General features: G+C 71.9%; 22 protein-coding genes. 8 read left to right on the top strand and 14 right to left on the bottom strand.

Annotation, left to right across the window (positions count from 1 at the left end):
• The first annotated feature begins 37 nt into the window (after positions 1–37).
• Positions 38–1,495, top strand: coding sequence for an ATP-binding protein (locus O3438_RS07085; RefSeq protein ID WP_269679165.1), 1,458 nt, complete (start codon positions 38–40; stop codon positions 1,493–1,495).
• A 75-nt stretch (positions 1,496–1,570) separates the two neighbouring features.
• Positions 1,571–3,514, top strand: a complete 1,944-nt coding sequence (locus O3438_RS07080; RefSeq protein ID WP_269683591.1) for an ABC transporter ATP-binding protein — start codon at positions 1,571–1,573, stop codon at positions 3,512–3,514.
• 23 nt (positions 3,515–3,537) lie between these two features.
• On the opposite strand, the gene O3438_RS07075 is transcribed toward O3438_RS07080, so the two are convergent.
• From O3438_RS07075 to O3438_RS07050, 6 genes are read right to left on the bottom strand one after another with little or no spacing between them, the layout of a single operon-like run.
• Positions 3,538–4,053 carry an NUDIX domain-containing protein gene (locus tag O3438_RS07075; protein WP_269679164.1) on the bottom strand — a complete coding sequence of 172 codons (516 nt, stop codon included), beginning with the start codon at positions 4,051–4,053 and terminating at the stop codon, positions 3,538–3,540.
• Between the two features lie 53 nt (positions 4,054–4,106).
• The gene (locus tag O3438_RS07070; protein WP_269679163.1) at positions 4,107–4,748 is read right to left on the bottom strand and encodes an SRPBCC family protein; all 642 of its coding nucleotides are present in this window, start codon (positions 4,746–4,748) and stop codon (positions 4,107–4,109) included.
• Complete coding sequence (locus tag O3438_RS07065) at positions 4,748–5,113, bottom strand: ArsR/SmtB family transcription factor (protein ID WP_269679162.1); 366 nt, start codon at positions 5,111–5,113, stop codon at positions 4,748–4,750. The genes O3438_RS07070 and O3438_RS07065 overlap by 1 nt, the downstream gene beginning before the upstream one ends.
• Before the next feature lie 28 nt (positions 5,114–5,141).
• Positions 5,142–7,223, bottom strand: a complete 2,082-nt coding sequence (locus O3438_RS07060; protein ID WP_269679161.1) for a xanthine dehydrogenase family protein molybdopterin-binding subunit — start codon at positions 7,221–7,223, stop codon at positions 5,142–5,144.
• Positions 7,224–7,273: 50 nt separating this feature from the next.
• Complete coding sequence (locus tag O3438_RS07055) at positions 7,274–8,257, bottom strand: FAD binding domain-containing protein (RefSeq protein ID WP_269679160.1); 984 nt, start codon at positions 8,255–8,257, stop codon at positions 7,274–7,276.
• On the bottom strand, positions 8,254–8,751 hold the full coding sequence (locus O3438_RS07050; RefSeq protein WP_269683590.1) for a 2Fe-2S iron-sulfur cluster-binding protein: 498 nt from the start codon (positions 8,749–8,751) through the stop codon (positions 8,254–8,256). Before O3438_RS07050 ends, O3438_RS07055 begins: the two co-directional genes overlap by 4 nt.
• 108 nt (positions 8,752–8,859) lie before the next feature.
• Here O3438_RS07050 and O3438_RS07045 point away from each other — a divergent pair, with 108 nt between their 5' ends.
• A complete protein-coding gene (locus O3438_RS07045; protein WP_269679159.1) occupies positions 8,860–9,468 on the top strand; it encodes a nucleotidyltransferase family protein in 609 nt (202 codons plus the stop codon).
• Here O3438_RS07045 and O3438_RS07040 read toward each other — a convergent pair.
• The 5 genes from O3438_RS07040 to O3438_RS07020 all read right to left on the bottom strand — a co-directional run bounded on the left by O3438_RS07040 (position 9,442) and on the right by O3438_RS07020 (position 14,804).
• Entirely contained in the window at positions 9,442–10,110 is a 669-nt protein-coding gene (locus tag O3438_RS07040; protein WP_269679158.1) for a TMEM175 family protein, read from the bottom strand. The two genes, O3438_RS07045 and O3438_RS07040, sit on opposite strands and share 27 nt — an antisense overlap.
• A gap of 103 nt (positions 10,111–10,213) precedes the next feature.
• Positions 10,214–11,581 (bottom strand): GH1 family beta-glucosidase, encoded by a 1,368-nt coding sequence (locus O3438_RS07035; protein WP_269679157.1) that lies wholly within the window; start codon positions 11,579–11,581, stop codon positions 10,214–10,216.
• A gap of 29 nt (positions 11,582–11,610) precedes the next feature.
• Positions 11,611–12,450, bottom strand: a complete 840-nt coding sequence (locus O3438_RS07030; RefSeq protein ID WP_088989328.1) for a carbohydrate ABC transporter permease — start codon at positions 12,448–12,450, stop codon at positions 11,611–11,613.
• Entirely contained in the window at positions 12,443–13,435 is a 993-nt protein-coding gene (locus tag O3438_RS07025) for a carbohydrate ABC transporter permease (RefSeq protein WP_145781200.1), read from the bottom strand. The genes O3438_RS07030 and O3438_RS07025 overlap by 8 nt, the downstream gene beginning before the upstream one ends.
• Positions 13,436–13,505: 70 nt before the next feature.
• Positions 13,506–14,804 (bottom strand): ABC transporter substrate-binding protein, encoded by a 1,299-nt coding sequence (locus O3438_RS07020; protein WP_269679156.1) that lies wholly within the window; start codon positions 14,802–14,804, stop codon positions 13,506–13,508.
• Positions 14,805–15,040: 236 nt separating this feature from the next.
• Between O3438_RS07020 and O3438_RS07015 the strand changes: the two genes are divergently transcribed.
• Both O3438_RS07015 and O3438_RS07010 read left to right on the top strand, forming a co-directional pair.
• Positions 15,041–16,243: an ROK family transcriptional regulator gene (locus tag O3438_RS07015; protein ID WP_269679155.1), complete on the top strand. Its 1,203-nt coding sequence runs from the start codon at positions 15,041–15,043 to the stop codon at positions 16,241–16,243.
• Positions 16,244–16,817: 574 nt separating this feature from the next.
• Positions 16,818–19,043, top strand: a complete 2,226-nt coding sequence (locus tag O3438_RS07010; RefSeq protein WP_269679154.1) for a discoidin domain-containing protein — start codon at positions 16,818–16,820, stop codon at positions 19,041–19,043.
• Positions 19,044–19,141: 98 nt separating this feature from the next.
• On the opposite strand, the gene O3438_RS07005 is transcribed toward O3438_RS07010, so the two are convergent.
• Positions 19,142–20,467 (bottom strand): flavin monoamine oxidase family protein, encoded by a 1,326-nt coding sequence (locus O3438_RS07005; RefSeq protein ID WP_269679153.1) that lies wholly within the window; start codon positions 20,465–20,467, stop codon positions 19,142–19,144.
• A 531-nt stretch (positions 20,468–20,998) separates the two neighbouring features.
• On the opposite strand from O3438_RS07005, the gene O3438_RS07000 reads away from it, so the two are divergent.
• Positions 20,999–21,358: a YciI family protein gene (locus tag O3438_RS07000; RefSeq protein ID WP_145781211.1), complete on the top strand. Its 360-nt coding sequence runs from the start codon at positions 20,999–21,001 to the stop codon at positions 21,356–21,358.
• Positions 21,359–21,360: 2 nt separating this feature from the next.
• Complete coding sequence (locus tag O3438_RS06995; RefSeq protein WP_269679152.1) at positions 21,361–22,569, top strand: RNA polymerase sigma factor; 1,209 nt, start codon at positions 21,361–21,363, stop codon at positions 22,567–22,569.
• 12 nt (positions 22,570–22,581) lie between these two features.
• Here the strand turns inward: O3438_RS06995 and O3438_RS06990 are convergent, their stop codons facing one another.
• Positions 22,582–23,310 (bottom strand): hypothetical protein, encoded by a 729-nt coding sequence (locus tag O3438_RS06990; RefSeq protein WP_269679151.1) that lies wholly within the window; start codon positions 23,308–23,310, stop codon positions 22,582–22,584.
• A 165-nt stretch (positions 23,311–23,475) separates the two neighbouring features.
• Here O3438_RS06990 and O3438_RS06985 point away from each other — a divergent pair, with 165 nt between their 5' ends.
• The gene (locus O3438_RS06985; protein ID WP_269679150.1) at positions 23,476–24,609 is read left to right on the top strand and encodes a carboxylate-amine ligase; all 1,134 of its coding nucleotides are present in this window, start codon (positions 23,476–23,478) and stop codon (positions 24,607–24,609) included.
• Positions 24,610–24,631: 22 nt separating this feature from the next.
• Here O3438_RS06985 and O3438_RS06980 read toward each other — a convergent pair whose 3' ends face one another.
• Positions 24,632–26,416, bottom strand: a complete 1,785-nt coding sequence (locus O3438_RS06980) for an N-acetylglutaminylglutamine amidotransferase (RefSeq protein ID WP_269679149.1) — start codon at positions 26,414–26,416, stop codon at positions 24,632–24,634.
• Between the last annotated feature and the right edge of the window lie 76 nt (positions 26,417–26,492).

Here is a 26,492-nt window from a genome sequence, read left to right as displayed (position 1 = left end):
CGATTCGGCGAGCCCTGCCGCGAGCGAAGGAGTCCCAGTGACCACCGAGTCTGATCGGTTGACACCTGCGGAGCTGCGTACCCTTTTCCTGTTCGAGGCCCTCGACGACGCGCAGCTCGACTGGTTGGCCGAGCATGGCCGGGTCGAGCAGCGGGCCGGCGGCACCCTCGTGTACGCCGAGGGCGAGGCGGCGACCTGCTTCTTCGTGCTGGTGCGCGGCGCGGTGGCGTTGAGCCGTCTGGTGCGCGGCGACGACGTGGAGGTCAGCCGGACCGACCAGCGCGGCGTGTACGGCGGGGCCACCCAGGCGTACCTGGGTGAGCAGGTCGACCAGGTCTACCGCAACAGCCTGCGGGCGGTGACCGACGCGGACTTCTTCGTGCTGCCGGCGGAGGACTTCGCGCACGCCCTGCGGTCCTGGTTCCCGATGCCCATGCACCTGCTGGAGGGGCTGTTCTTCGGGATGCGGGACTCGCAGACCATCGTCGGTGAACGGGAGCGGCTGCTGGCGCTCGGCTCGTTGTCGGCGGGGCTGACCCACGAGCTGAACAATCCGGCCGCGGCGGCGGTGCGGGCGACGTCGGTGTTGCGGGACCGGGTTGCCGGGATGCGGCACAAGCTCGCCATGATCGCCGATGGTCGGCTGGACGGCACCGCCCTGCACGGTCTGGTGGCGTTGCAGGAGGAGGCGGTGGCCCGGGTGGCCACCGCGCCGACGCTGACGCCGATGGCGACCGCCGACGCCGAGGACGCCCTCACCGACTGGCTGGAGGAGCACGGGGTCGACGGTGCCTGGGACCTGGCGCCGATCCTGGTGGGCGGCGGTCTCGACGTGGCCTGGTTGGCGCAGGTGAAGGCCGCCGTCGGTGCCGCGGATCTGGAGGCGGCGGTGCGCTGGCTCACCTACACGGTGGACACCGAGTTGCTGATGCGCGAGATCGGGGACTCGGTCACCCGGATCTCCGGCCTCGTCGGCGCCGCCAAGCAGTACTCGCAGCTGGACCGGGCACCGCACCGGGTGGTGGACGTGCACGACCTGCTCGACGCCACGCTGGTGATGTTCAAGGGGAAGATCCCCGCCGAGGTCAAGCTGGTCCGCGAGTACGACCGTGGCCTTCCGCCGGTCCCGGCGTACGCGGCCGAGCTGAACCAGGTGTGGACCAACCTGATCGACAACGCGTTGGGCGCGATGGGCGAGAAGGGTGTGTTGACCGTCCGCACCGGACTCGTCGGCGACCTGCTGGCGGTGGAGATCACGGACACCGGCCCGGGTATCCCGCCGGAGGTGCGGCCGCGCATCTTCGAGCCGTTCTTCACCACCAAGCCGGTGGGCGCGGGCACCGGGTTGGGGCTGGACATCTCGTACCGGATCGTCGTGCACAAGCACCACGGCGACATCCGGGTGGAGACCGAGCCGGGGCGGACCACCTTCCGGGTGCTGCTACCGATCGCGGAGGGCGTACCGGACGCGCCAGGCGACGCGCCGACTACCTAGAGACAGCGGTCGGTGGCCGGCAGTAGTCTCGGGCAGCGTTGGTGATCCCGCCCCCGAGGAGGGTCCGTGGAGTCGATGGCCCGCCAGCGCACCGCCGCCGAGGACGCCGACCAGCCGGGCGATCCGCCGGCCGGCACGATGTTGCCGGAGTTGGAGGACCCGGACTGGTTGCACCACGCGCACGAGTTCGCCCACACGGGTTTCTGGGCGGTGGCCCGCCGGCTGCCCCGACTGGTCCGCGAGGCGGTCGGGCTGGCCTGGGCCACCAACCGTCGGGACACGCTCGCCTCCATCGGTCTGAACGTCGCCGCCGGTGTGATGACCACGTTCGGCCTGCTGGCCACGACGAGCGTGCTGAGCGAGTTGTTCGCCGCCGGTCCCACACCGGACCGGGTCCGGGCGGCCCTGCCGGCGCTGGTCGTGGCGGCTGCGGCCGTGTCCGCGCGCGGGGGTCTGGCGATCGCGGCCGGATGGGCCCAGGCCCGGCTGACCCCGCAGATCAACTATCAGGTGGAGTTGCGCCTGTTCGAGGCCACCACGGCGGTGGAGCTGGCCGCCTTCGACGACGCCGGCTTCGCCGAGGAGATGGACCGGGCCCGGGACCGGGGGATGGCGGAGGCCGCGTACATCGTCGACCACACTGTCGACCTGGTCACCGGCGTGGTCGGCATGCTGGCCACCGCCGTCGCGGTGACCGTCATCCAACCGCTGCTGCTGCCCTGTCTGCTGCTCGCCGCGGTGCCCCAGGCGATCACCGCGGTGCGGATGGCCCGCCGTGAGTACCTGGCGATGCTGGCCCGGATCACCCGGCAGCGGCGGATGTGGATGCTGGCCCACCTGATGGCCAACCGACACACCGCCGCCGAGGTGCGCGCGTACCAGATGCGCGACTTTCTGCTCGCCGAGTATCGCGGCGTGATGGCCGTCGAGACGCGGGCCCAACTGCGGTTGGTCCGCGCCCAGACCGGCACGCGGGTCGGCGGCGCGACCGTCGCGGGCCTGGCCACCTTCGGGGTGTACGCGGTGCTCGGCGGCCTCCTGCTGGCCGGAATGGTGGCCCTCGCCGCCGCGGCCACCGCCCTGCTCGCCCTTCAGTCGGCGCGGAACAGCCTGGGTGTGGCGGTCATCGCCACGAACTCGCTCTACGAGGATGCCCTCTACTACCAGGACTACCGGGACTTCCTGTCCCGCGCCCACGCGCGGGTGCCGATCGGCGGCGACCGCGTGGTCGACGGCGTCCAGGTGATCGAGCTGGACGAGGTGAGCCTGAGGTATCCAGACACCGACACGCCGGCCGTGGACCGGGTGAGTCTGACAGTGCGCCGGGGGGAGGTGGTCGCCCTGGTCGGCGAGAACGGCTCCGGCAAGACCACACTGGCCAAGCTGATCGCCGGGCTCTACCGGCCGACCGGTGGGGTGATCCGCTGGGACGGCGTCGACGCCGTCGAGCTGGACCCACGCGGCCTCGGTGGCCAGGTGGCCGTGATGACCCAGGAGTACTGGAAGTTTCCGTTCACCGCCGGGCAGAACATCCGCGTGGGGCGGCACGACCGCGCACCCGGGCGATCCGGCCCGAGCGTGCAGGAGGCGGCCGGCGCGGCTGCCGCCCACGACATGATCGTCGGCCTGCCCAACAGCTACGACACGCTGCTCGACCGGGAGTTCAAGGATGGCCATGAACTCTCCGGTGGGCAGTGGCAACGGTTGGTCGCCGCCCGCGGCCTGTACCGGGACGCCGCCCTGCTGATCTGTGACGAACCCTCGGCGGCCCTGGACGCCCGCGCCGAACACGCCCTGTTCCAGCACCTCCGCCGCAGCCCCGACCGGGCTGTCGTCCTGATCACCCACCGGTTGGCCAACGTCCGGCACGCCGACCGGATCTTCGTGATGGAGCGGGGCCGACTGGTCCAGCAGGGCAACCACGACGAGCTGATGGCGTCCGGTGGCCTCTACCGGGAACTGTTCGAGTTGCAGGCCAGCGGTTACCTGACCGGCACCGACGACGCCCTGCCCCGCTGACCGTCCACCCCGTCGTGGTGGGGTCAGGCGGTCCGTTCCGCCGCGAGGAAGTCGGCCAGCACCCGGGTGTGGGTGGAGAACGCCAGCTCGACCGGGTCGGTGAGCACCAGCCACTCGGTCGCCTCTTCGGTCGGCGCCGACGGTGGCAGGTCCTCGGCCCGCTGCTCGGGCAGCACCCCGAAGACCATCATGGTGCCGCCCGCCGGGGCGCCCTGCACGGCGAACAGTCGGGCGTCCTCGGCCGCCGCGACCAGGCCGGTCTCCTCCCGCAGCTCACGGACGAGCGCGTCGGACCACTCCTCGCCGTACTCGACGAAGCCGCCGGGCAGCGCGAGCAGGCCGCGGGCCGGTTCGATGTCCCGGCGGACCACCACCACGCCCAGGCCCTCGGCCGTGCGGACCGGCAGCACCGCGACCGCCACCGGCACCGGGTTGCGCCAGACGGTCTCGCCGCAGGCCGCGCAGACGCGGGGCCAGCCGGCGGCCGGCGGGTAGGCGGCGCCACAGTAGGAGCAGTGCGAGTACGGCGTGCCGGTCATGCCGCAGCACGCTACTCCGACAGCCCCGACGTCTGCCGCGCCGCCGCCCGCGCTCAGACCTCCGGAGTGCCGGTGTAGAACGCTGTGGTGCGTTCGGCGGCGGCCTTCGCCTCGTCAGCGTCGGTGCCGGCGGCGATGCTGGCCTCACCCCACAGGTGGCTGCTCAGTTCCATGGCCCGTCGGCCCTCGGGGGAGGCGGTCCACTCGGCGGCCTGGTCCGGGGTGATCCCGCTGCCGTCGCCGGCCAGGTGCGAGGCGAGCCCGAGCAGGCCCAGGTCCCAGCCGACCCCGACGGCGCCGGGCCCGAACTGCGCCCACCGGTCCTGGTCGACGTGCGCGATGTGGTCCAGGTCGAGGCGGGCCTGCTCGTCGCCGACAGCCGTGACGCGCACCTCGATCCAGCTCACCTCGTCGCCGTACTCCCAGGTGGCGGTGAAGCGGTGCGGCGGCTCGCAGGTCTCGATGGTGCCGTGGGCGTTGCCCTGCAACTGGTACGTGCCGTGCAGCCGCAGGTCGCCGGAGATCGGCAGGAACCAGCGGGGGATGCGCTCGGCGCTGGTGCAGGCGTCCCAGAGATCATCGACCGTCGCCTGGTAGGTCTGGCTGATCGTGGTCACCCGAGCCTCGCCGGCCTCCAGGGTGCGGCTGCCGACCTTCCGCTGGACGGCGTTGATCTGCTCGGTCGCGTCGAACATCAGGTGTTCCTCTCGTCGGGTGAGTCGGCGGGCCCGTGGAGCCGACGTTCGCGTCGACCTCGGGCCAGCTCCGTGGCGAGTGCCGCCAGGGGTGGGGTCCAGAACCGGCGGAAGTGCTCCAGCCAGCCGTCGACCTCGCGCAGTGGGCGGGGGTCGACCGCGTACAGCCGCCGGGTGCCTTCCGGCCGCACGGTGGCGAAGCCGTTGTCCCGTAACACCTTGAGGTGCTGGGACACGGCGGGTTGGGAGATGCCGAACTCGTCGCGGATCACCGCGTTGACCGCGCCGGCGGTCTGCTCGCCGTCGGCGAGCAGCTCCAGGATGCGGCGCCGGACCGGATCGCCCAGCACGTCGAAGGCGTGCACGACGACAGTTCTATCACTGCTGACTTATTTAAGCCAGTTCTGATGATCCGATGAGCTTGTCGAGTCGGATCGGCAGCTCCCGGATCCGTACACCGGTCGCGTGGTGCACGGCGTTGGCGATCGCCGCCGCGGCGCCGACGATGCCGATCTCACCGATGCCCTTCACCCCGGCCGGGTTCAGCTCGTCGTCGCGCTCGTCGAGCCAGTACGCCTCGACGGACTCCACGTCCGCGCAGCCGGCGATGTGGTACGTGGCCAGGTCGTGGTTGACCCAGTCGCCGTACCGCTCGTCGAGCAGCCCCTCCTCGTGCAGCGCCATCGACAGGCCCATCGTCATACCGCCGATGAGCTGGCTGCGCGCCGTCGTCGGGTTCACCACCCGGCCGGCGGCGAACACCCCGAGCATGCGGTTCACGCGGACCTCGCCGGTGTCGGCGTCCACCCGCACCTCGGCGAACTGCGCCCCGTACGCGTACCGGGGGAGCGCGGGCTGTCCGCCCACCTCGTCGGTGGTGTCCGCCTCGGCGGTCACCTCGCCGGGGTTGTCACGCCGCTTCTCCCGCAACGCCTGGCAGGCGCGGATGACCGCCCAGCTCCAGCTCGCGGTGCCCATCGATCCGCCGGCCAACGGGGCGGTCGGCAGCGCACTGTCCCCGATGTGGATCTCCACCTGCTCGGGCGGCACCCCGAGCGCGTCGGCGGCCACCTGCCAGATCGCCGTACGGGCGCCGGTGCCGATGTCGGTGGCGTTGATCCGGACCAGGAAGCTTCCGTCGGGCCGGGCGGTGACGCTGGCCGTCGACGGCCTGGCCCGGGCCGGGTAGCTCGACCCCGCCACCCCCGTGCCGACCAGCCAGCGCCCGTCGCGCCGGGCGCGCGGCGTAGGGTCCCGGTCGGTCCAGCCGAACCGCTGGGCGCCCTCACGCAGGCACGCCACCAGGTTGCGGCTGGTGAACGGCCGCGCCTGGTCCGGATCGACAGCTGTGTCGTTGCGGACGCGCAGCTCCACCGGGTCGATGCCGACGGCGACGGCCAACTCGTCCATCGCGGACTCCAGCGCGTACGCGCCCGGGCACTCGCCGGGGGCGCGCATCCAGAACGGTGTGGGCACGTCGAGGCGGACCAGCCGGTGTGTGGTGCGGCGGTGCGGCGCGGCGTACATGCTGCGGGTGTAGACCGCGGTCTGCTCGGCGAACTCCCGGATGGTCGACGTCTGGCTGATCGCGTCGTGGCAGATCGCGGTGAGCCGTCCGTCCGCGTCGGCGGCAAGGCGTACCCGCTGGATGGTGGGCGTGCGGTAGCCGATCGGCCCGAACAGTTGCTGCCGGGTCAACGCCAGCTTGACCGGCCGGTCCACGTGTCGGGCCGCGAGGGCGGTCAGCACCACCGCGGCCTTGGCGTACCCCTTGCTGCCGAAACCGCCACCGACGTGCTCGGCGACGACCCGCACCGAGTCCGGAGGCACCTCGAACAGCTCTGCGAGGGTGGCCCGCACCGACGACGCGCCCTGGTTGGAGTCGTGCACCAGCAGCCGCCCGTCGCGCCACTGCGCCGTCGTGGCGTGCGGCTCCATCGGGTTGTTGTGGTACGCCGGAGTGCGGTACGTGGCGTCCACCCGCACCGGGGCGGCCGCGTACCCGGCGTCGAAGTCGCCCTCGGCGGTGTCGGTCGGGTAGCTGGGGTTGACGTGGTCGGGCTTGTACAGGCCAGGGTGGTCGTCGGCGAGCACAGTGCTGTGCGGGCCGGCGTCGTAGTCGATCCGGACCAGTCGGGCGCCCTCGCGGGCCGCCTCCAAGCTGGTGGCCACCACCACGGCGACGTACTGCCCCCGGTAGTGGACCACCGGCTCCTGCAACAGCCACAACTCCCGCTCCGGGCCGGGCGCGAGTCGGGGCGCGTTGCCGTGGTGCAGCACGGCCAGCACGCCCGGCGACGCCAGCGCCTGGGCCGTGTCCACCCGCGTGATCCGGCCCCGGACCACCGCCGACGGCACCGCCCAGCCGTAGGTGACCCCGTCCACCGGGTACTCCACCGCGTACCGGGCCGTGCCGGTGACCTTCTCCGGGCCCTCCAACCGGGGGTACGCGCGCCCGACCGCCTCGCCGCTCACGACCCGGCTGGGTTCGCCGCCGCTCACGACCCGGCCGGGTTCACCGCCGCTCACGAGGCGGCCAGTTCGCTGAGCACCCGCACGGTGATGGCCCGGGTCAGCGGCAGCTTGAAACCGTTGTGCCGCAGTGGGCGCGCCTCGGCCAGCTCCGCGTCGGCGGCCTGCCCGGCGAGTTCCGGGCTGAACGGACGCCCCCGCAGTTCCTCCTCGGCCCGGTACGCCCGCCACGGCCGGTGCGCCACCGCCCCGTACGCCAACCGCACGTCGCGGACGGTGTCGCCGTCGAGGTCCAGGACGGCGGCCACCGAGCCGGCGGCGAAGGCGAACGACGCCCGGTCGCGCACCTTGAGGTACGTCGAGCGGCGCGCGGCCGGCAGCGGTGGCAACCGGACGGCGGTGATCAGCGCGCCCCGGGTCAGGGTGGTCTCGCGTTCCGGGTGGGTGCCGGGGGAGCGGTACAGGGCGGTGATCGGGATGTCGCGGCGGCCGTCGGTCTCGTGTACCTCCACCACGCTGTCGAGGGCGGCCAGCGCCACGGCCAGGTCGGACGGGTGGGTGGCGACGCACTGCTCGGACCAGTCCAGCACCGCGAGGTCGCGGTTCTGGCCGTGCAGGGCGGCGCAGCCGCTGCCCGGTTCCCGCTTGTTGCAGGCCTTGCCGGTGTCCTGGAAGTAGACGCAGCGGGTGCGCTGCAACAGGTTGCCGCCGGTGGTGGCCATGTTGCGCAACTGGCCGGAGGCGGCAGCGAGCAGGGCGCGGGCCAGCACCGGGTAGTCCCGGCGTACCACCGGGTGGGCCGCGAGGTCGCTGTTGCGCACCGTCGCGCCGACGCGCAGCCCGCCGTCGGGCAACTCCTCGACGGTGTCCAGGGGGAGGCCTGTCACGTCCACCAGCACGTCCGGGCGTTGCACACCGAGTTTCATCAGGTCCACCAGGTTGGTGCCGCCACCCAGGTACGCGGCCTGCGGCTCGGCCGCCAGCACGGCGACCGCGTCCGCCACGTCGGCGGGCCGGTGGTAGCGGAACGCCCTCACGTCGCCGCCGCCGTCTCCCGCACGGCCGCGACGATGTGGGGGTACGCGGCGCAGCGGCAGAGGTTGCCGGCCATCCGCTCGCGGATCTCCGCGTCGGTCAGCTCGGCGGGCGCGACGAGGTCGTCGGTGACCGCGCTGGGCCACCCCTGGGCGACCTCGTCGAGCATGCCCCGGGCGGAGCAGAGTTGCCCGGGGGTGCAGTAGCCGCACTGGAACGCGTCGTGGGCGACGAACGCTGCCTGCAACGGGGACAGCTCGCCCGGTCCGGCCAGACCCTCGACGGTGACCACCGACCGGCCGTCCACGGTGACCGCGAAGACCAGGCAGCTCTTCACCCGGCGGCCGTCGAGCAGGACGGTGCAGGAACCGCACTGGCCGTGGTCGCAGCCCTTCTTCGCCCCGGTCAGGCCGAGGTGCTCGCGCAGCGTGTCGAGCAGCGTGGTGCGGTTGTCCACCGTCACGTCCCTGGACGCGCCGTTGACGTCGAACGTCAACCGGGACGAGTGCCGTTCGTCGGTCGTCGTCGCGTTCTGCGGTTCGTCAGGCACCGGCCCAGATTAGCCTTATCGGCATATGTCGGCGCGAATAACGCAAAGCTCTTCATGCCCGAGGGGACGACGGTGATCGCCGGACTGCTCCTGGCCGCCGGAGCCGGACGGCGGTACGGCCGCCCGAAGGCTCTTGTCGAGCTGAACGGCGAACCGCTGGTGCGCAGCGGGGTCCGGCTGCTCACCGAGGGTGGTTGCGCACCTGTGCACGTGGTCCTCGGCGCGGGCGCCGACGAGGTGCCCGAGCTGCCCGCAGCGGTGCCGGTGCGCCACGACAGCTGGTCCGACGGACTGGGCTCGTCGCTGCGCCGGGGCCTCGCCTCGCTACCGGCCGACGTGCCGGGCGCGGTCGTGGTCCTTGTCGACCAGCCGCTCCTCAGCCCGGTCGCCGTCCGGCGGGTACGCGAGGCGTACACAGGTGGAGCGCTGGTTGTCGCCACCTACGCCGGCCGGCCAGGCCACCCGATCCTGCTGTGCCGACGGACCTGGCCGCTGCTGGACAGGTACGCCGTCGGCGACCGGGGTGCCCGCGACCTGCTGCGCGAGCGGCCGGAGCTGGTGATCGAGGTGCCCTGCGACGACGCCGGCGCACCTGTCGACGTGGACACCCCGGCCGACCTGCTCCGGCTGCGCCGCTCAGCCGCGCACGAGCCACCGGGGTAGTCCCTGGCTGGTCAGCGCGTGATAGCCGATCATCACGATGACGGCGATCAGGCCCAGTAGGGGGTTGACGAACCAGCCGAGCAGGCCGCCGATCCCGTACAGGACGAGGCCGGTGATCGGTCGGAGCCGCTGCGCCCGCACGTACCCGGGGCTGACCCGGTTCTCGAGCAGCGCCGGGTGGCGGTGCAGGTAGCCGAAGAACACCAGCCAGGGGGCCGACATCAACGCCGCCGACAACGCGTACAGGGCGACCGCCGCGCGCTGGTCGTCGATGTCGCCCTGGGTGAACGCGGACGCCAGCACGGCGGTGGGGAACGGGATGATCACCGCGCCGAAGAGCACGCCCAGGTTGATCCAGCTCAACGCGAGGGTGGTCCGGCGGATCAGCCGCAGCAGCGCGTGGTGGTTGAGCCAGAGCACCCCGATGTAGACGAAGGACACCACGAAGGCGAGGTACGAGGGGCCCTCGTCGAGCAGACCGGTCAGCAGCTCACCCTCGTGGTACTCCGGCACCCGCAGGTCGATGACCAGCAGCGTGATGACGATGGCGAAGACACCGTCGCTGAACGCCGTCATCCGGTCCGTGCCGGAGACCCGCCCGGTGGGCTCGGGATGGTCGACCTCGTTGGGCGCTGCGGACATTGCCGCAGGCTAGCCACTCGGCGCGGTGGCTCGTGGCGGTTTCGTCGACCCGAACACGAACGGCCGCCCAGGGTCACCCCCGGGCGGCCGTCCCCACCGTGTCTCAGGCCACCGGCGTGGCGCTGTTGGCCGCCGCCTGGTGGGCGCGGACCACCTCGGCGTAGCGCAGACCGCTCGCCTTCATCGTCCGCCGCTGGGTGGCGTAGTCCACGTGCACCAACCCGAAGCGCTTGTCGTAGCCGTACGCCCACTCGAAGTTGTCCAGCAACGACCAGACGAAGTAGCCGGCCAGCGGCACGCCCCGGGCCACCGCCGACGCGCACGCCGCCAGGTGCTGCTCCAGGTGGTCGGTGCGCTCCTTGTCCTCCACCGTGCCGTCCGCGGTGACCTCGTCCGGCCAGGCCGAACCGCTCTCGGTGACGATGATCCGTCCCGGTCGGTACTCCTCGTGCACGTCGACAAGCAGCCGCTCCAGCCCCGCCGGAAACACCTCCCAGCCCATCGCGGTCTCCACCGAGCCGGGCACCGGCACCTGCCGGGCGAACGGCGCCGCGCCGGTCGGGTCGTCGACCACCAGCTGCCGGAAGTAGTAGTTCACCCCGAGGAAGTCCGTCGGCGTGGCGATCACCGCCAGGTCGTCACCGCGTACCGGCGGCTCGACGCCGTAGGTGGCGATCATGTCGGCGGGGTAGCCGCGCCCGTGGATCGGGTCCAGCCACCACCTGTTGACGTGCCCGTCCGCCCGGCGGGCCGCCGCGACGTCCTCCGGTCGGTCGGTCGCCGCCTCGATCGGGCTGAGGTTGAGCACCAGGCCCACCGAGGCCGGCCGGGCGGCGTTGGCGCGGATCGCCTGGGTGGCCAGGCCGTGCCCGAGCAGCACGTGGTGCGAGGCGTGCACCGCGCGGGTCAGGTCGCGCTCACCGGGGGCCATCCGCCCCTCCAGGTGCCCGATCCAGCACACGCAGAGCGGCTCGTTGACGGTGTTCCAGTCGGCCACCCGGTCACCGAGGCGGCTGGCCACCACCGCCGCGTACTCGGCGAACGCCTCGGCGGTGGCACGCTCCGGCCAACCGCCGCGGTCCTGCAGGGCCTGCGGCAGATCCCAGTGGTACAGCGTGACGAACGGCCGGATCCCGTCGGCGAGCAGCGTGTCGACGAGCCGGTCGTAGAAGTCCAGCCCGGCCGGGTTGACCCGCCCGACGCCGTCGGGCATGACCCGGGGCCAGGCCACCGAGAAGCGGTACGCGTCCACGCCGAGCCGGCGCAGCAGCGCCAGGTCCTCCGGCCACCGGTGGTAGTGGTCGCAGGCCACCGCGCCGGTGTCGCCGTTGTCGACGTTGCCGGGTGTCGCCGAGAAGGTGTCCCAGATGGACGGCGCCCGGCCGTCGACGTCGACGGCCCCCTCGATCTGGTACGCCGCCGTGGCGACGCCCCAGAGGAAGTCGGGTGGCAGCTTGGACAGGTCGGGCACGGGATGGTTCTCCTCTGGGATCGGATGACTCACTTGACAGCGCCAGCGGTGAGGCCGGCGACGAAGTACCGCTGCAGGGCCAGGAACCCGACGACGACCGGGATGCTGACCACCAGCGAGGCGGCCATGATCTGGTTCCAGTAGACGTTGAACTGGGTGGAGTAGCCCTGCAGGCCCACGGCCAGGGTGCGGCTGCCCTCGTCGGTCATCACCGACGCGAACAGCACCTCACCCCAGGCGGTCATGAACGCGTACACGGTGACCGCGACGACGCCGGGCACGGCGGCCGGCAGGATGACCTGGAACAGGGTGCGCAGCGGCCCCGCGCCGTCGACCTGCGCCGCCTCGTCCAACCCCCGGGGGATCGAGTCGAAGTAACCGACCAGCATCCAGATCGAGAAAGGCAACGAGAACGTCAGGTACGTGATCACCAGGCCGGTGCGGCTGGCGTACAGCTCGATGCCGGTGGCGTTACCCAGGTTGACGTAGATGAGGAACAGCGGCAGCAGGAACAGGATGCCGGGAAACATCTGGGTGGACAGCACCGTCACCGAGAAGACTCCCCGGCCACGGAACCGGTACCGGCTCACCGCGAACGCGGCGAAGATGGCCACCGCCACCGAGCAGACCGCCGCGATGCTCGACACCACAAGGCTGTTCACCAGGTACCGGGCCAGCGGCACGGTGCTCCACATGTCGACGAACGGTTGCAGGGTGGGCCGGCTGGGCCACCAGGTGAAGCCGTTCTGCACGTCCTGCAACGGCTTCGCGGCCGAGGTCACCATCACGTAGAGCGGGATGACGACGAAGAGGGTGAGCAGGGTCAGCACGATGCGCCGGCCCCAGCGCTCACCGGCGGTCTCACGCATGGTCGTCCCTCCGACGGTTGGTGATCAGCAGGTACACGGCCGACACGACGAGCAGGAACAGCAGCAGCGCCACGGACATCGCCGAGCCGGAGCCGAAGTCCCAGGTCTTGAAGGAGCTGCGGTAGATGTGGATGGAGATCAGGTCGGCCTGCTCCGGAGCGGAACCCCCGAACAGCACGAACGGGGTGTTGAAGTCGTTGAACGTCCACAGGAACAGCACCAGCAGCAGCACCAGGTTCACCGGCCGCAGCATGGGCAGGGTGACCGAGCGCAGCCGACGCCAGAACCCGGCGCCGTCGATCGCGGCGGCCTCGTACAGCTCGCCGGGCACGTTCTGCAGCCCGGCCATCAGGCACAGGAACGCGAACGGCCAGTTGCGCCACACCGACACCACGAGCAGCGACCAGAAGCTGTTGTCGCCGATCAACCAGAACGGTCGCTCGCCCAGCAGCCCGAGCTGGTCGACGAGGACGTGGTTGACCAGGCCGGTGTCGCGTTGCAGCAGGAAACTCCAGGTGATCACCGCGGCGTAGACCGGCAGGGCGTACGGGGTGAGGAAGAGCGCCCGCAGGATCGCCCGGCCCCGGAACGGCCGTTGGAGGACGACGGCCGCCGAGATGCCGAGCAGCCAGGCGAACCCGACCGAGAGCACGCTGTAGGCCAGGGTGATCCAGAACGAGTGCAGCAGTTCCTTGCCGGCGGCGCTGTTCAGGTCGAGCGTCGCCCGGTAGTTCTCCCACCCCACGAACGGTGCGGTGGACCAGTCGCGGATGTGGAACTGGGTCAGCTCCAGCATGCTCATCCAGACCCCGACCACCATCGGGATCACGTGGATGCCGAGTTCCAGCAGGATGGCCGGGGCGAGCAGCAGATACGGCAGGAGCGAGCGGCGCGGGCCGCGGGGCCGGCGGGCCGGCTTCCGTGCCGGTGACCCGGCCCGGGGTTCGCGTCGGTCGGCGTCCGGCGCGGTGGTGCTGGTTGCCATCGGGGTCCTCTCGGAGTCGGTGGCCGTGGTCGGGCTCAGCACCCGACCACGGCCACCGGTGACGCCTGGGTCAGCGCATCTTCTGCTGCGCGTCGGTCAGCTTCGCCTTCACCGAGGCCTCGGTGACCGGCTTGCCGCTGGCCGCGTCCGCGAACAGCTCCTTCATCGCGGTGCCGACCAGGGTCTCGAAGGTGCTCTCCTCGGGCACCTGCGGCAGCGGCGCCGCCGTGGTGACCAGGGTCTCCTGGATGGTCTTCTGCTCCGGGGCGCTGAACGCCGGGTCGGCGCCCGCGGTCTTCACCGCCGGCAGCGAGCCGTACGTCTTGTTGAGGAGCGTCTGCTCCTCGTCGCTGGTCATGAACTTGACGAAGCTCAGCGCGCCGTCCTTGTTCTTGGTGTGCTTGAAGACCGCCATGTTGATCCCGGCGACCATGCTGTTGACCTTCTTGCCGCCGGCCGGCGGGCTGGCCAGGAACGGCACCGGGGCCACCCCGTACGCGTCGGCGGGCATGTTCTGCGTCTTCAGGTTCGAGCCGGCGGACTGCCAGAGCAGCATGGCGGCCTTGCCGTTGGCGAAGTCGGAGACCGACTGGTTCTGCGCGTACTCGGCGTTGCTCGGGTTGGTGATCTTGTCGGCGGCCATGAAGTCGATGTACCGCTTGATCGCCGACACGTTCTGCGGGGTGTCGAAGGTCGGCTTGCCGGCCGAGTCGAACCACTCACCGCCGTACTGCTGGCTGAAGGTGAAGGCGTGGTGCGCGTTCTCCGACGGGTTCGCGCCCTCGATCGCCAGGCCCCACTTGCCGCCGGTGCTCAGCTTCTTGCCGTACTCGACGACCTGCTCCCAGGTCGTCGGCGGGGCGGTGATGCCCGCGTCGGCGAACATCTTCTTGTTGTAGTACAGGCTGTACGCCATGGAGTAGAGCGGCACGGCGGCCGGCGGCTTGCCGGGGGCCCCGGCGGCGGCGAGCGCGGCCGGCACGATCCGGTCCTTGCCGCCGACGGCCTGCAGGGTGGCGTCGTCGAACTCGACGAGAGCGCCGGTGGCCTGCAGCGACGCCGACCAGGTGTTGCCGATGTTGACCACGTCCGGGCCCTTGCCCGAGGTGGCGGCCGCGAGCAGACGGTTGAGCAGGTCCGACCAGGGGACCACCTCGACGGTGACCTTGATCCCGGTCTGCTTCTCGAACTTGTCCAGCTCCGGCTGGAGGATGGTCTTGTCGGCCTCCAGGCTGGCGCCCTGGTTGCTGGCCCAGTACGTCAGCGTCTTGGGCGACGCTGCGGAGTCGTCGCCGGAGCCGCCGCAGGCGGTCAGCGATGCGGCGGCCAGTACGGCGGCGGTGAATATCCCGAGGTGTCGTCTCGACACGGTCAGCCCTTCCGGTGCGTGGTGGGGGTCCGCCGAGCGTCGTCGCCGATAGGGGTCGGGCGACGGGTGGCCGGCTGCGGACAGGGTTCGGGGGTGCGCCGTCGGGGGTCCGTCGGCGTTTCCCGGGAGTTACATCACGGCTTAAATTATGTCGTCATTAAAGTTGTTGGCCGGTGGGTCGTCAAGCACGAGGCGGTTACAGTCGCCTCGAACGGCCGACGGGAACGAGGTGACGAGTGGAGCTGGCGCGTGCCACCAACCGCAGCGTGCGGCTGCGCAACAGGTCCGCCCTGCTGACCAAGCTCTTCCTCGACGGTCCGCTCACCCGGCAGGACCTGGTGCGCAGCACCGGGCTGAGTCAGCCGGCGGTCAGCAACGTGGTGGCCGACCTGATCGACGAGGGATTGGTCGTCGAGGCGGGGGCCGCCGAGTCCGACGGCGGCCGGCCCAGCATGCTGCTGCGCATCGCGCCCCGCTTCGCGTTCCTGGTCGGCGTGGACGTCGGCGAGACCCGGGTCCGGGTGGAGCTGTTCGACTTCGCGATGACCCTGCTGGCGAGCATCGAGTACCCGCTCGACCCGGCCCGTACCGAGCCGGACCTGGTGGCAGGGCACGTCCTGGCCGGGATCGACGCGGTCACCGGTCGGGCCGGCGTGGCCACCGGCGACGTGCTCGGCGTCGGCATCGGCGTCTCCGGCGTGGTCGAGCAGGGCACCGAGGCCGTCGTGCACGCCCAGGCCCTCGGTTGGGACCGGGTGCCGCTGGAGCGACTGATCGGCGCCGGCACCGACCTGCCGCTGCACATCGACAACGGCGCCAAGACCCTCGGCCAGGCCGAGATGTGGTTCGGCGCCGGTCGGGGCGCCCGGCACGCCGTCTTCGCGCTGGTCGGCTCCGGTGTCGGCGCGTCGGTGGTGACCAACGGCGCCACCTACCGGGGCGCGTCCAGCAGCGCGGGGGAGTGGGGACACACCACCCTCGTGTACGGCGGGCGGGCCTGTCGGTGCGGCGCGCGCGGCTGCCTGGAGGCGTACGTGGGCGCGGAGGCGATCATCGACCGCTACCGGGAGGCGCGCCGGGGTCGACCGGTGCCCGGTGAGGACGAGGAGTCGCAGATCGCCGCTCTGGTCGACGCCGCCGCGACCTCGGCCACCGCCCGACGGGTCCTCGACGACACCGCCGGCTACCTCGGGGCCGGGGTGGCCAACCTGATCAACCTGTTCAACCCGGAGCGGGTGGTGCTCGGCGGCTGGGCGGCGATGGCGTTGGGCGACCTGCTGCCGGCCGTCCGGGAGGCCGCCGGCCGGCAGGCGCTGCGCCAGCCGTTCGACCAGGCGTCGATCGAGCTGTGTCAGCTCGGGGTGGACGCGGTGGCGCTCGGCGCGGCCACCCTCCCGATCGCCCGCTTCCTCACCGAGGGCGGCGTCCGGCGAACCTGACCCCCCATGTCCCGACCGCGCGTTGCGTGTGCGTTGCCCGCGCGTCCCGTGCCCGCCGCGCGTCCCGGCCTTGCATGATCGTGCTCGATCCTTGTCGTAGTGGTCTCCTGGCGCTTGGAAGGCCCTCGTTCCTGGATGGAGCACGATCTTGGCGGCTGGCTCGGGCCGGCTACGGCTGGGCGGGCGGTGGACGGCGCGTGATCGACTCGGTTTCCGGGAAGGCGGGCCATCCAGGCGCCTCGGATAGCCCGGTATCACGGAAACCGAGTCGATCAAACCCCGACTGGACCGCAGGCGGGTCGATCACGGGCGGGTCGGCTGCGGCGGTGGGTTGACGGTCGGGCGCGGCGGATGACCGGCGTGGAGGATCGGGAATTACACAAAAACCGGCGCTCGGGATAAATAACGAAGTTATAGATCGATGTCTTGACGCCGTCGCAATCTCGCCGCAACACTCCTACGAGAGCGCTCTCCATCCCGCGGCGTCGCCTCGGCGGCACCACCCCCGGCGCTACGGGCAAGCCTGACCCCCATCCGTGCGGCAACCCGTAGCCCCCTATCGACAGGCGATGTCATGACATCTCGCGCTACATCCGTACGCCCGCGTCCCCGGGTCGTGCGGCACCTGCTCGCCGGGCTCACCGTGGCCCTGGTCGCGGCGCTCACCCCGACCGGCACCACGGCACCCGCGCAGGCCGCCCCCGTCCTGCTCTCCCAGGGCCGCACGGCCACCGCCTCGTCCACCGAGAACGGCGGAACCCCCGCCGCCGCCGCGGTCGACGGCAACACCGGCACCCGCTGGTCCAGCGCGTTCAGCGACCCGCAGTGGCTCCAGGTCGACCTGGGCGCCCGCGCCACCATCACCCAGGTCAACCTGCTCTGGGAGGCCGCCCACGGCCGGGCCTTCCAGCTCCAGACCTCCGACAACGGGTCCACCTGGACCACGATCTACTCGACCACCACCAGCACCGGCGGCACCCAGAACCTCACCGTCTCCGGCGCCGGCCGCTACGTCCGCATGTACGGCACCGCCCGGGGCACCGGCTACGGCTACTCCCTCTGGGAGTTCCAGGTCTACGGCGAGACCGGCGGCGGCACCAACGAGCCCCCGGTGACACCCACCGACCCGTACAACCCCAACCTCGGGTCGAACACGTTCGTCTTCGACCCGAGCACGCCCACGTCGACGATCCAGAGTCGACTGAACACCCTCTTCACCCAGCAGGAGACCAACCAGTTCGGCCCGCAGCGCTACGCGGTGCTGTTCAAGCCCGGCACCTACACCGCCGACGTCAACCTCGGCTTCTTCACCCAGGTCGCCGGCCTCGGAATGAGCCCGGACGACGTCAACCTCAACGGCCACGTCCGCACCGAGGCGTTCTGGTTCGGCGGCAACGCCACCCAGAACTTCTGGCGGGCCGCCGAGAACCTCTCCGTCACCTTGCCCGCCGGGCAGACCGTGGAGCGCTGGGCGGTGTCCCAGGCCGCCCCGTACCGGCGGATGCACCTGCGCGGCGCGCAGAACCAGATCCAGCTCTGGAACGGCGGCGACGGCTGGTCCAGCGGCGGTCTGATGGCCGACACCCGCGTCGACGGGCTGGTCGTCTCCGGCTCGCAGCAGCAGTGGTACTCCCGCAACAGCGAGTTCGGCAACGGCTGGACCGGCTCGGTGTGGAACATGGTCTTCCAGGGCGTCACCGGTGCCCCCGCGCCGAGTTTCCCCAACCCGTCGCACACCGTCATCGGTCAGACCCCGCAGGTCCGGGAGAAGCCGTTCCTCTACGTGACGAGCAGCGGCGAGTACCGGGTGTTCGTGCCCGCCCTGCGCACCAACTCCACGGGCACCAGCTGGTACAACAAGACCCCGGCCGGTTCGTCAGTGTCGCTGTCGCAGTTCTTCGTCGTCCAGCCCGGCACCAGCGCCGCCACCATCAACGCGGCCCTCGCCCAGGGCAAGCACCTGCTCTTCACCCCGGGCGTGCACCGCATCACCGAGCCGATCCAGGTCAACCGGGCCGACACGGTGATCCTCGGCCTCGGCCTGGCCACCATCCAGGCCGACAACGGCACCGTGGGGATGCGGGTGGCCGATGTGGACGGCGTCAAGGTCGCCGGCATCATGTTCGAGGCCGGCACCACCAACTCGCCGGTGCTCATGGAGGTCGGGCCGTCCGGTTCGTCCGCGAGCCACGCCTCGAACCCGACCTCGCTGCACGACGTGTTCTTCCGCATCGGCGGGCCACACGTCGGCAAGGCCACCAACACGTTGACCGTCAACAGCGACAACGTGATCGGCGACCACATGTGGCTGTGGCGGGCCGACCACGCCGCCAGCGGCGTACCCACTGGGTGGACGCTGAACACCGCCGACACCGGGCTCACCGTCAACGGCGACAACGTCACCATGTACGGCCTTTTCGTCGAGCACTACCAGAAGTACCAGACCATCTGGAACGGCAACGGCGGCCGGACGTACTTCTACCAGAACGAACTGCCGTACGACCCGCCCAACCAGGCCGCCTGGATGAACGGGTCGACCCGGGGCTACGCCGCGTACAAGGTGGCCGACTCGGTGACCAGCCACCAGGCGTGGGGGTTGGGTAGCTACAGCTACTTCAACGTCAACCCCGCGGTGGTGGCGGAACGCTCCTTCGAGGTACCCACCAACCCGAACGTGCGCTTCACGAACATGGTCACCGTCTCGCTCGGTGGCGTCGGCACCATCAACCGGGTGATCAACAACGCCGGTGGCACCGCGAACGCGGCCAACCAGACGGTGTACCTGACCACCTACCCCTGACCGGGGCACCCGCGCCGACCCGGTCGTCTCATCGGATCGGGCCGGTACGGGTAGCACCCAGGGCCGAGGCCGGCCCGGTCCCGCCGAGACCGGGCCGGCTACGGTCGTGCCAGCACCTCCGCCGCCGCTCGCTCACCGGCCCGCACCGCGCCCTCCAGGTAGCCGGTCCAGCGGGTCGCCGTCTCGGTACCCGCCCAGTACACCCGGCCCACCGGGGTCCGCAGGTGCGGGCCGTACGCGCCCCAGGCCCCCGGGGTGAGCGCGCCGGAGAAGCAGCCCCGCGTCCACTCCTCGGCCGACCAGTCGTACTCGATCAGATCCACCGGATCACCGGCCTGCGGCCCGACCACCGTGGCGAACGCGTCCAGCAGGCACCGCCGACGTCGCTCGGGGGACATCTCCCGCAGCGCGGCGGCGTCCGAGGCGTAACTGAACCCGGTCAACACCCCGAGCGGCGAGGTCGGGGTGGAGTTGTCGACCGTCTCGGTGAGCGGACCGGCGCTGCTCGTGGACACCCCGGACAACCCGTCGGCGCGCCAGAACGGTTCCGGGTAGACGGCGTGCACCTTGAGCGCCGAACCCATCGGCATCCGCTGGGTCAGCCCGTCGCGCAACGGAGGCAGCGGTGGGGCGTACCGGATGCGGCCCGCCAGAGCCGGGGCCAGCGCGACCACCAGGGCGTCGCCGTCCACGCGCCCGGTGTCGGTCCACGCCGTCACCCCGTCGACGTTCTGCTCCACGGCCCGCACCGGCGCGGCCAGCGTCAGTGCCCCCGGCGGCAGGGCGGCGGCCATCCGCTCGGCCAGCGCCGGGGGCCCGCCCACGATCCGGTCCTGCTGCGCGCCGCCCGCCATTCCCAGCAGAGGCCCGGTCCCACCGGCGCTGCGCAGGTAGAACAGCAGGTGCAACAACGACACCTCGTCCGCGCCGGTGGCCAGCAAGCCGCCGGCGAGCAGCCGCCCCAGGTAGTCGGCGGTGTCGTCGTCCCCGGCGGTGGCGCGCAACCAGCCGCCGAGGACCGTCCGGTCCCAGTGCGCGGCCTCCGGCGCCTGCCACGGCGCGGTCGGGTCCAGGCGGGCGGCGTACTCGTCGAGCAGACCGAGAACCCGGGCGGCCCGCGCCGGAGGCTCGGCCCGACGCTCCCCGGCCCACAGCACTGTGGGCGCGCCGAGCGCCGCCGACGGGAACGTGGCCAACCCGTGCTCGGCGACCAGCGCGTACATCCGATCCTGGGTCGGGCCGATCCACTGCGCGCCCAGGTCGAGTTGCGTGACGTCGGGCAGCCAGCGGGTCAACACCCGACCGCCCACCCGGTCGCGGGCCTCCAGCAACCGCACCTGCGCGCCGGCACGGGTGAGCGCCAGCGCGGCGGCGAGCCCGGAGAAACCGGCGCCGACCACGACCACCCGCAAGCCGTCGGCCACACCGGGGTCTACCCACAACCGCCGAAGGCATGACTACCGGCCTCGGTCCCGGCTGCCTGTCCCGGCTGCCCGTCGCGGCTGCTTGCTCCGGCCTGCCGCTTGCTCCGGCCTGCCGCTTGCTCCGGCGGGCTGCTTGCTCCGGCCGCGACCGCGGCTCGTGCTCCGGCTGCGGCCACCGGCGGACCGTGCCCCTGTCCTCCGTCCTTTGCTCTGCACCTGCGGAGGCACCACCCGGGCCTGCGCCCCCGTCGCACCCGTGGGTGCAGAGCAAAGGGCACAGCACCACCGGCCGGCCCGGGTGGCCTGGCCGGCCCGGGCAGGCCGGTGGTCTGGACGGTCCGGGTGGTCTGGGCAGGACGGGTGGCCTGGGCGGGCAGGGTCGCCTGGGTGGTCCGGGTGGTCGAGCCGGCCTGGCCGGGCCGTCCCGGTCGGCCGCCGAGGATTTTTGCCGGGCCTGTCGATCGGGGCGGTCGCCGATCGTGTGGAGGATGAGAGGTCGGTGTACGGCCGGCCACCCCGCGAGGAGGAACGATGACGTTGTACCTGCTCAGCCTTCACCAGCCCCAGGGTGAGCTGCCACCGGACCCGGAGTTCCTGGCCGGGGTGATGCGTCAGCTCGCCGATTTCCGCGACGAGTTGGCGTCGACCGGGTCGTGGGTGTTCGGGCACGGTCTGCACGGCCCGGAGACCGCCACCGTGCTGCGGGCCCGCGAGGGCGGAGAAGTGCTGGTCACGGACGGGCCGTTCGTCGAGGGCAAGGAGTACCTGGGCGGCATCACCATCATCGACGTACCGGACCTGGATGTCGCCCTGGACTGGGGCCGCCGCTACGCGGTGGCCACCACGCTGCCGATCGAGGTCCGCCCCTTCCACGACGGGGCCGGAGACTGATCGTGTCAGACGTCGAGGCGGTGTTCCGCGCGGAGTACGGGCGCGCGGTCGCCGTCCTGGTTCGCCTCCTCGGCGACATCGACCTCGCCGAGGAGGCCGTCCAGGAGGCTTTCGTCATCGCGGTGGCGAAGTGGCCGACGACCGGCCCGCCACCCAGCCCGGCCGGTTGGATCATCACCACCGCCCGGAACCGGGCGTACGACCGGCTACGCCGCGAGGCGTCGCGGGTCCACCGGCACGCCCAGGCGTCCCTGCTGTTCGCCACCGACGGCCCTGTCGAGGCGGGACCCGTGCGCGACGACCGGCTACGGCTGATCTTCACCTGCTGTCATCCGGCGCTCGCCCCGACCGCCCGGGTCGCCCTCACCCTGCGCCTGCTCGGCGGACTGAGCACCGCCGAGATCGCCCGAGCGTTCCTGGTGCCGGAGCCGACCATGGCGCAGCGGCTGGTCCGCGCCAAGTCGAAGATCCGTCACGCCCGGATCCCGTACCGCATACCCCGCGACGCCGACCTGCCCGACCGGCTGTACGCCGTCCTCGCGGTGCTCTACCTGATCTTCAACGAGGGGTACACGGCCAGCGCCGGGCGGCATCTGGTCCGCGCCGAGCTGTGCGTCGAGGCCATCCGGCTGACCCGTCTGCTGGTCGAGCTGATGCCGGACGAACCCGAGGCGCTCGGCCTGCTCGCACTGATGCTGCTCACCGAGTCGCGTCGCGTCGCGCGGACCACCGCCGACGGCGACCTCGTGCCGCTGCCCCGGCAGGACCGGGGCAGGTGGGACGCCGAACTGGTGGCCGAGGGGCAGACGCTGGTCCGCCGCTGTCTGCGTCGCGACCAGCCCGGGCCGTACCAGATCCAGGCCGCGATCGCCGCCGTGCACAGCGCCGCACCGCGTGCCGCCGACACCGACTGGGGGCAGATCCTCCAGCTGTACGACCACCTTTCGAGGATCGCCCCCAGCCCGGTGGTAGCGCTGAACCGTGCGGTCGCCCTCGCCGAGGTGGCCGGACCGACCGTCGCGCTCGCCGAGGTGGACCGTCTCGACCTGGCCGGTTACCACCCGCACCATGCGGTCCGCGCTGACCTGCTGGCCCGGCTCGGCCGTAACGCCGAGGCCGTCGACGCGTACCGGACCGCCGTCGCGCTGACGGACAACGCGGCGGAACGGGCCTTCCTCACCGCCCGCGCGGCGGCCCTGACGCCGCAGTGACCCGGGCCGACGCTACTGGTCCGCCACCGCCGACCGTCGTGTCGGCTGACCGGGAACTGTCGGTGGTTCGGCGATGATGCCGCCCATCACGTCCTCGACGTTGGGGACCTGGGCGAGCTCGCCCAGCCCCTCGACGTAGCGCAGCAACCGGAGCTGCATCGCCGCCAGCTCCGCGCGGCACTGCGCGTCGTCGGGCCAGGCCGACTCGGGCCCGTCGGGGTTGGCCAGCTCCCACGCTCTCAGGCGCGGATGCCACGTGGACAGGAAGGGCCGAAGCTCGTTGTTGAGCATGGCGATCCCGAGGTGTTCGACGGTCGGGCGACCGGTGGTCCGGATGGTCGGCGCCGCCTGGCTCAGCACCTCCCGGGTGATCGCGAACAGCTGGTAGAGCGACGTCAACGCCTCCCGGACGAGACCCGTGCCGGTCGCCAGCGGTTGACCGGACACCCGGGTGACCGCCTCGACGAACAGGCGCCAGGCGGTCTGCTTGTTGTCCCTGGTGACGGCGAACCTCAGCTCGCTGAACTGCGGAACCGAGACGGTCACCTCCGCCAGCTGGAAGAACCGCGAATAGGCCGACGCCACCACGGCCGCCACGCCACCCGCCGTCGTGCCGCAGAGCACGAAGAGGGCGGGCCCGGTCAGTCGACTGGCCAGGTACACCGCCAGTCCCACGGCGGCACCGGCCACCAGACCCAGGGCGATGTGGAACCAGCGGGAACCACGCCAACGCATCAGCATCCCTGCATCGTCCCAGACATTTTCCACTGTGTGCCGTCGGTGTCCGGTTCGCTCGACGGCGGGGGGAGAACCCCGGGTGGGCGTGTTTGCCGCCGGGTGCGCCGGGAACCCGAGCCGCCCCGGCCATGGGTCCACCCGTGGCCGCAGCAGTGGATGGAGGCGGCCATGGCATACCGTCCGACCGTCGCCGACACCGCACCCGACCTGTCCACCCTCACGCTCGGCGTGGAGGAGGAGTTCCTGCTGCTCGACCCGGACAACGGGCGCAACCTGCCGGTGGCGGACCAGGTGCTGGACGCGCTGCGTGGCCACGCCCGCGACCAGAGCCGCCAGGAGTTCCGGCACAGCATGGTGGAGATGGTCACACCGGTCTGCGCCGACCTCAACGAACTGCGCACGCACCTCGTGTCGCTGCGTCACTCCGCCGCCGAGGCCGCCACGGCGGCCGGGGCCCGACTGGTGGCCGTCGGCGCGACCCCCGTGGCCGAGCCGCACCTGACCGTGCCCGACCGGCCCCGCTACCACGCGATGTCGCGCCGGTACGGTCCGGTGGCGCACGACCCGGCGGTCTGCGGCTGTCACGTGCACGTCGGGCTGCCCGACCGGGAACTGGCCGTGCAGGTCTGCAACCACCTGCGCACGTGGCTGCCGGTGATCCAGGCGATCACCACCAACTCGCCGCTGCACGACGGGCGCGACACCGGCCACGCGAGTTGGCGGTCGATGCAGCTGGAACGATGGCCCAGCATCGGCCCGACGCCGTACTTCGACTCCGCCGCCGACTACGACCGGACCGTGGACGAGCTGATCGCCGCGGGCATCATGCTCGACGCCGCGATGGTCTACTGGTACGCCCGGCCGTCGTCGGCGTACCCGACCGTGGAGGTGCGGGTGGGCGACGTCTGCTCCGACGTGGACGACACGGTGCTGGTCGCCGCGCTGGTCCGGTCCCTCGTCGCCACCCTGGCCGACGACGTACGCGCCGGGGTGACCGCACCGCACACCCGGGACTGTCTGGTCGCCGCCGCGCACTGGCGGGCCGCCCACGAGGGCCTCGACGGCGAGCTGATCGACCTGCGCGCCGGCGGCACCCGACCGGCCTGGGCAATGGTCGACGATCTGATGGCCGTGATCGCCCCGGCCCTGCTGCGCCACGGCGACCTCGGGTACGTGCTGGCGCACCTGGCCCGGCTACGCCGCGACGGGACCGGCGCGACACGGCAGCGCCGGGTGCTGGAGCGTACCGGTGACCTGCGCGCCGTCATCGACGACCTGGCCGACCGCACGGCCGCGACCTGAGTTCGCGGGGAGTGGCGAGGGCTCAGCGGATGTCGTGCGTCTGCAACCACAGCTCCAGCAGGCCGAGCTGCCACAGCTTGTTACTGCCAGCCGCCGCCTCGGCCCGGTCCGGCTCGGCGAGCAGGTGTGCCACGTACTCCGGTCGGAACAGCCCTCGCTCGCGCGCGGCCGGCGCCTGCAACGCCTCGGCGACCAGCTCCCGCACCGGGCCGTCCACGTTGCGCAACGCCGGAACGGGGAAGTACCCCTTGCGACGGTCGATCACCTCGGCGGACAGCACCTCCCGGGCGACCTCCTTGAGGACGCCCTTGCCGCCCTGCGCGACCTTGTGCTCCGGCGGGCAGTGCGCGGCCAGGGTGACCAGGTCCTGGTCGAGGAAGGGTGTACGCACCTCCAGGCCCCACGCCATGCTCATGCTGTCCACCCGCTTGACCGGGTCGTCGGGGAGCATCAGGTGGGTGTCCAGGCGCAGCACGGCGTCCAGCGCGGTCTGCGCCCCCGGCGCGGCGAGGTGCCCGGCGAGCAGTTCCCGGCTGGCGTCGTGCTCCAGCGCGTACTCCGGGCCGACGAGACTGCGCAGCTCGTCGTGGTCGCGGTCGAAGAACGCGGCGGCGAACGTCTCGGCGGCGCTGTGTCGGGGCGCCTCGGTGAGCGGCTGGTGGTAGCCGTAGCCGGCGAACACCTCGTCGGCGCCCTGCCCGGACTGCGCCACCTTCACGTGGCGCGCCACCTGCTCGGACAGCAGGTGGAAGGCGACCACGTCGTGGCTGCCCATCGGCTCGGTCATCGCCAGCACCGCACGCCGTACGGCGGGCACCAGGTCGTCGTCGGCCAGCCGGATCCGGTGGTGGTCGGTGTCGAACGCGCGGGCCACCAGGTCGGAGTAGTGGAACTCGTCGCCGGACTCGCCGCCGCGGCTGTCGAAGCCGATGCTGAACGTCCGCAGGTGCTGCTGGCCGGCCTCGGCGAGGAGCGCCACGATGAGGCTGGAGTCCAGACCACCGGACAGCAGCACACCGACCGGTACGTCGGCGACCAGCCGTCGGCGTACCGCCGCGCGCAGCGCGTCTCCGATGGCGGCCCGCCAGTCGGCGGCGTCCATGCCCGTGTCGGCGGGCTCCCGCACGTAGTCGGGTCGCCAGTACACCTCCTCGCGGCTGCGCCCGTCCGCCTCGATCACCCGCAGGGTGGCCGGCGGCAGCTTGCGCACACCGCGCAGCACCGTCCGGGGCGCGGGCACGATGGAGTGCCAGGACAGGTAGTGGTGCAGCGCCACCGGGTCGATGCCGGTGTCGACGTCGCCGGCGGCAAGCAGCGCGGGTAGGGTGGAGGCGAACCGCAGCCGCCCGGGGGTCTCGGCGAGGTAGAGCGGCTTGATGCCGAGCCGGTCGCGGGCCAGCACCAACCGTTGCCGGGCCCGGTCCACCAGGCCGATCGCGAACATGCCGACCAGGTGGTCGACGAAACGCTCACCCCAGTGCGCGTACGCCACCAGGATCACCTCGGTGTCGCTGGTGGAGTGGAACGCGTACCCGGCGTTGCGCAACTCCTCGCGCAGCTCCGGGTAGTTGTAGATGCAGCCGTTGAAGACCAGCGCGAGGCCCAGGTCGTCACGGACCATCGGCTGCCCGCCCGCGTCGGACAGGTCGATGATGGTCAACCGGCGGTGCCCGAGGGTCACCCAGCCGTCGGCGAACAGGCCCTCGTCGTCCGGGCCACGGGAGCGCATCGCCTCGGTCATCCGGGTGACCGCCGCCGCGTCGGGGGACCGGCCGTCGAACCGTGCCTCCCCGCTGATCCCGCACATCAGGCGGGGCGGTGCTGGTCCAGGGCAGACATGGCCCCTCCTGTCAGGTCTCCCCGACTGGTGGTGGCGGGGCCCG

The sequence above is a fragment of the Micromonospora sp. WMMC250 genome (assembly GCF_027460215.1).
Classification (GTDB): domain Bacteria; phylum Actinomycetota; class Actinomycetes; order Mycobacteriales; family Micromonosporaceae; genus Micromonospora; species Micromonospora taraxaci.
This window is presented reverse-complemented; position numbering and strand designations above follow the sequence as displayed.

Excerpts from the sequence above, each read along its gene's own strand:
- O3438_RS07080 (WP_269683591.1), top strand. The coding sequence starts at position 1,571 with ATGGCCCGCCAGCGCACCGCCGCCGAGGACGCCGACCAGCCGGGCGAT.
- O3438_RS07075 (WP_269679164.1), bottom strand. The coding sequence starts at position 4,053 with ATGACCGGCACGCCGTACTCGCACTGCTCCTACTGTGGCGCCGCCTAC.
- O3438_RS07070 (WP_269679163.1), bottom strand. The coding sequence starts at position 4,748 with ATGTTCGACGCGACCGAGCAGATCAACGCCGTCCAGCGGAAGGTCGGC.
- O3438_RS07045 (WP_269679159.1), top strand. The coding sequence starts at position 8,860 with ATGCCCGAGGGGACGACGGTGATCGCCGGACTGCTCCTGGCCGCCGGA.
- O3438_RS07040 (WP_269679158.1), bottom strand. The coding sequence starts at position 10,110 with ATGTCCGCAGCGCCCAACGAGGTCGACCATCCCGAGCCCACCGGGCGG.
- O3438_RS07030 (WP_088989328.1), bottom strand. The coding sequence starts at position 12,450 with ATGCGTGAGACCGCCGGTGAGCGCTGGGGCCGGCGCATCGTGCTGACC.
- O3438_RS07025 (WP_145781200.1), bottom strand. The coding sequence starts at position 13,435 with ATGGCAACCAGCACCACCGCGCCGGACGCCGACCGACGCGAACCCCGG.
- O3438_RS07010 (WP_269679154.1), top strand. The coding sequence starts at position 16,818 with ATGACATCTCGCGCTACATCCGTACGCCCGCGTCCCCGGGTCGTGCGG.
- O3438_RS07000 (WP_145781211.1), top strand. The coding sequence starts at position 20,999 with ATGACGTTGTACCTGCTCAGCCTTCACCAGCCCCAGGGTGAGCTGCCA.
- O3438_RS06990 (WP_269679151.1), bottom strand. The coding sequence starts at position 23,310 with ATGCTGATGCGTTGGCGTGGTTCCCGCTGGTTCCACATCGCCCTGGGT.
- O3438_RS06985 (WP_269679150.1), top strand. The coding sequence starts at position 23,476 with ATGGCATACCGTCCGACCGTCGCCGACACCGCACCCGACCTGTCCACC.
- O3438_RS06980 (WP_269679149.1), bottom strand. The coding sequence starts at position 26,416 with ATGTGCGGGATCAGCGGGGAGGCACGGTTCGACGGCCGGTCCCCCGAC.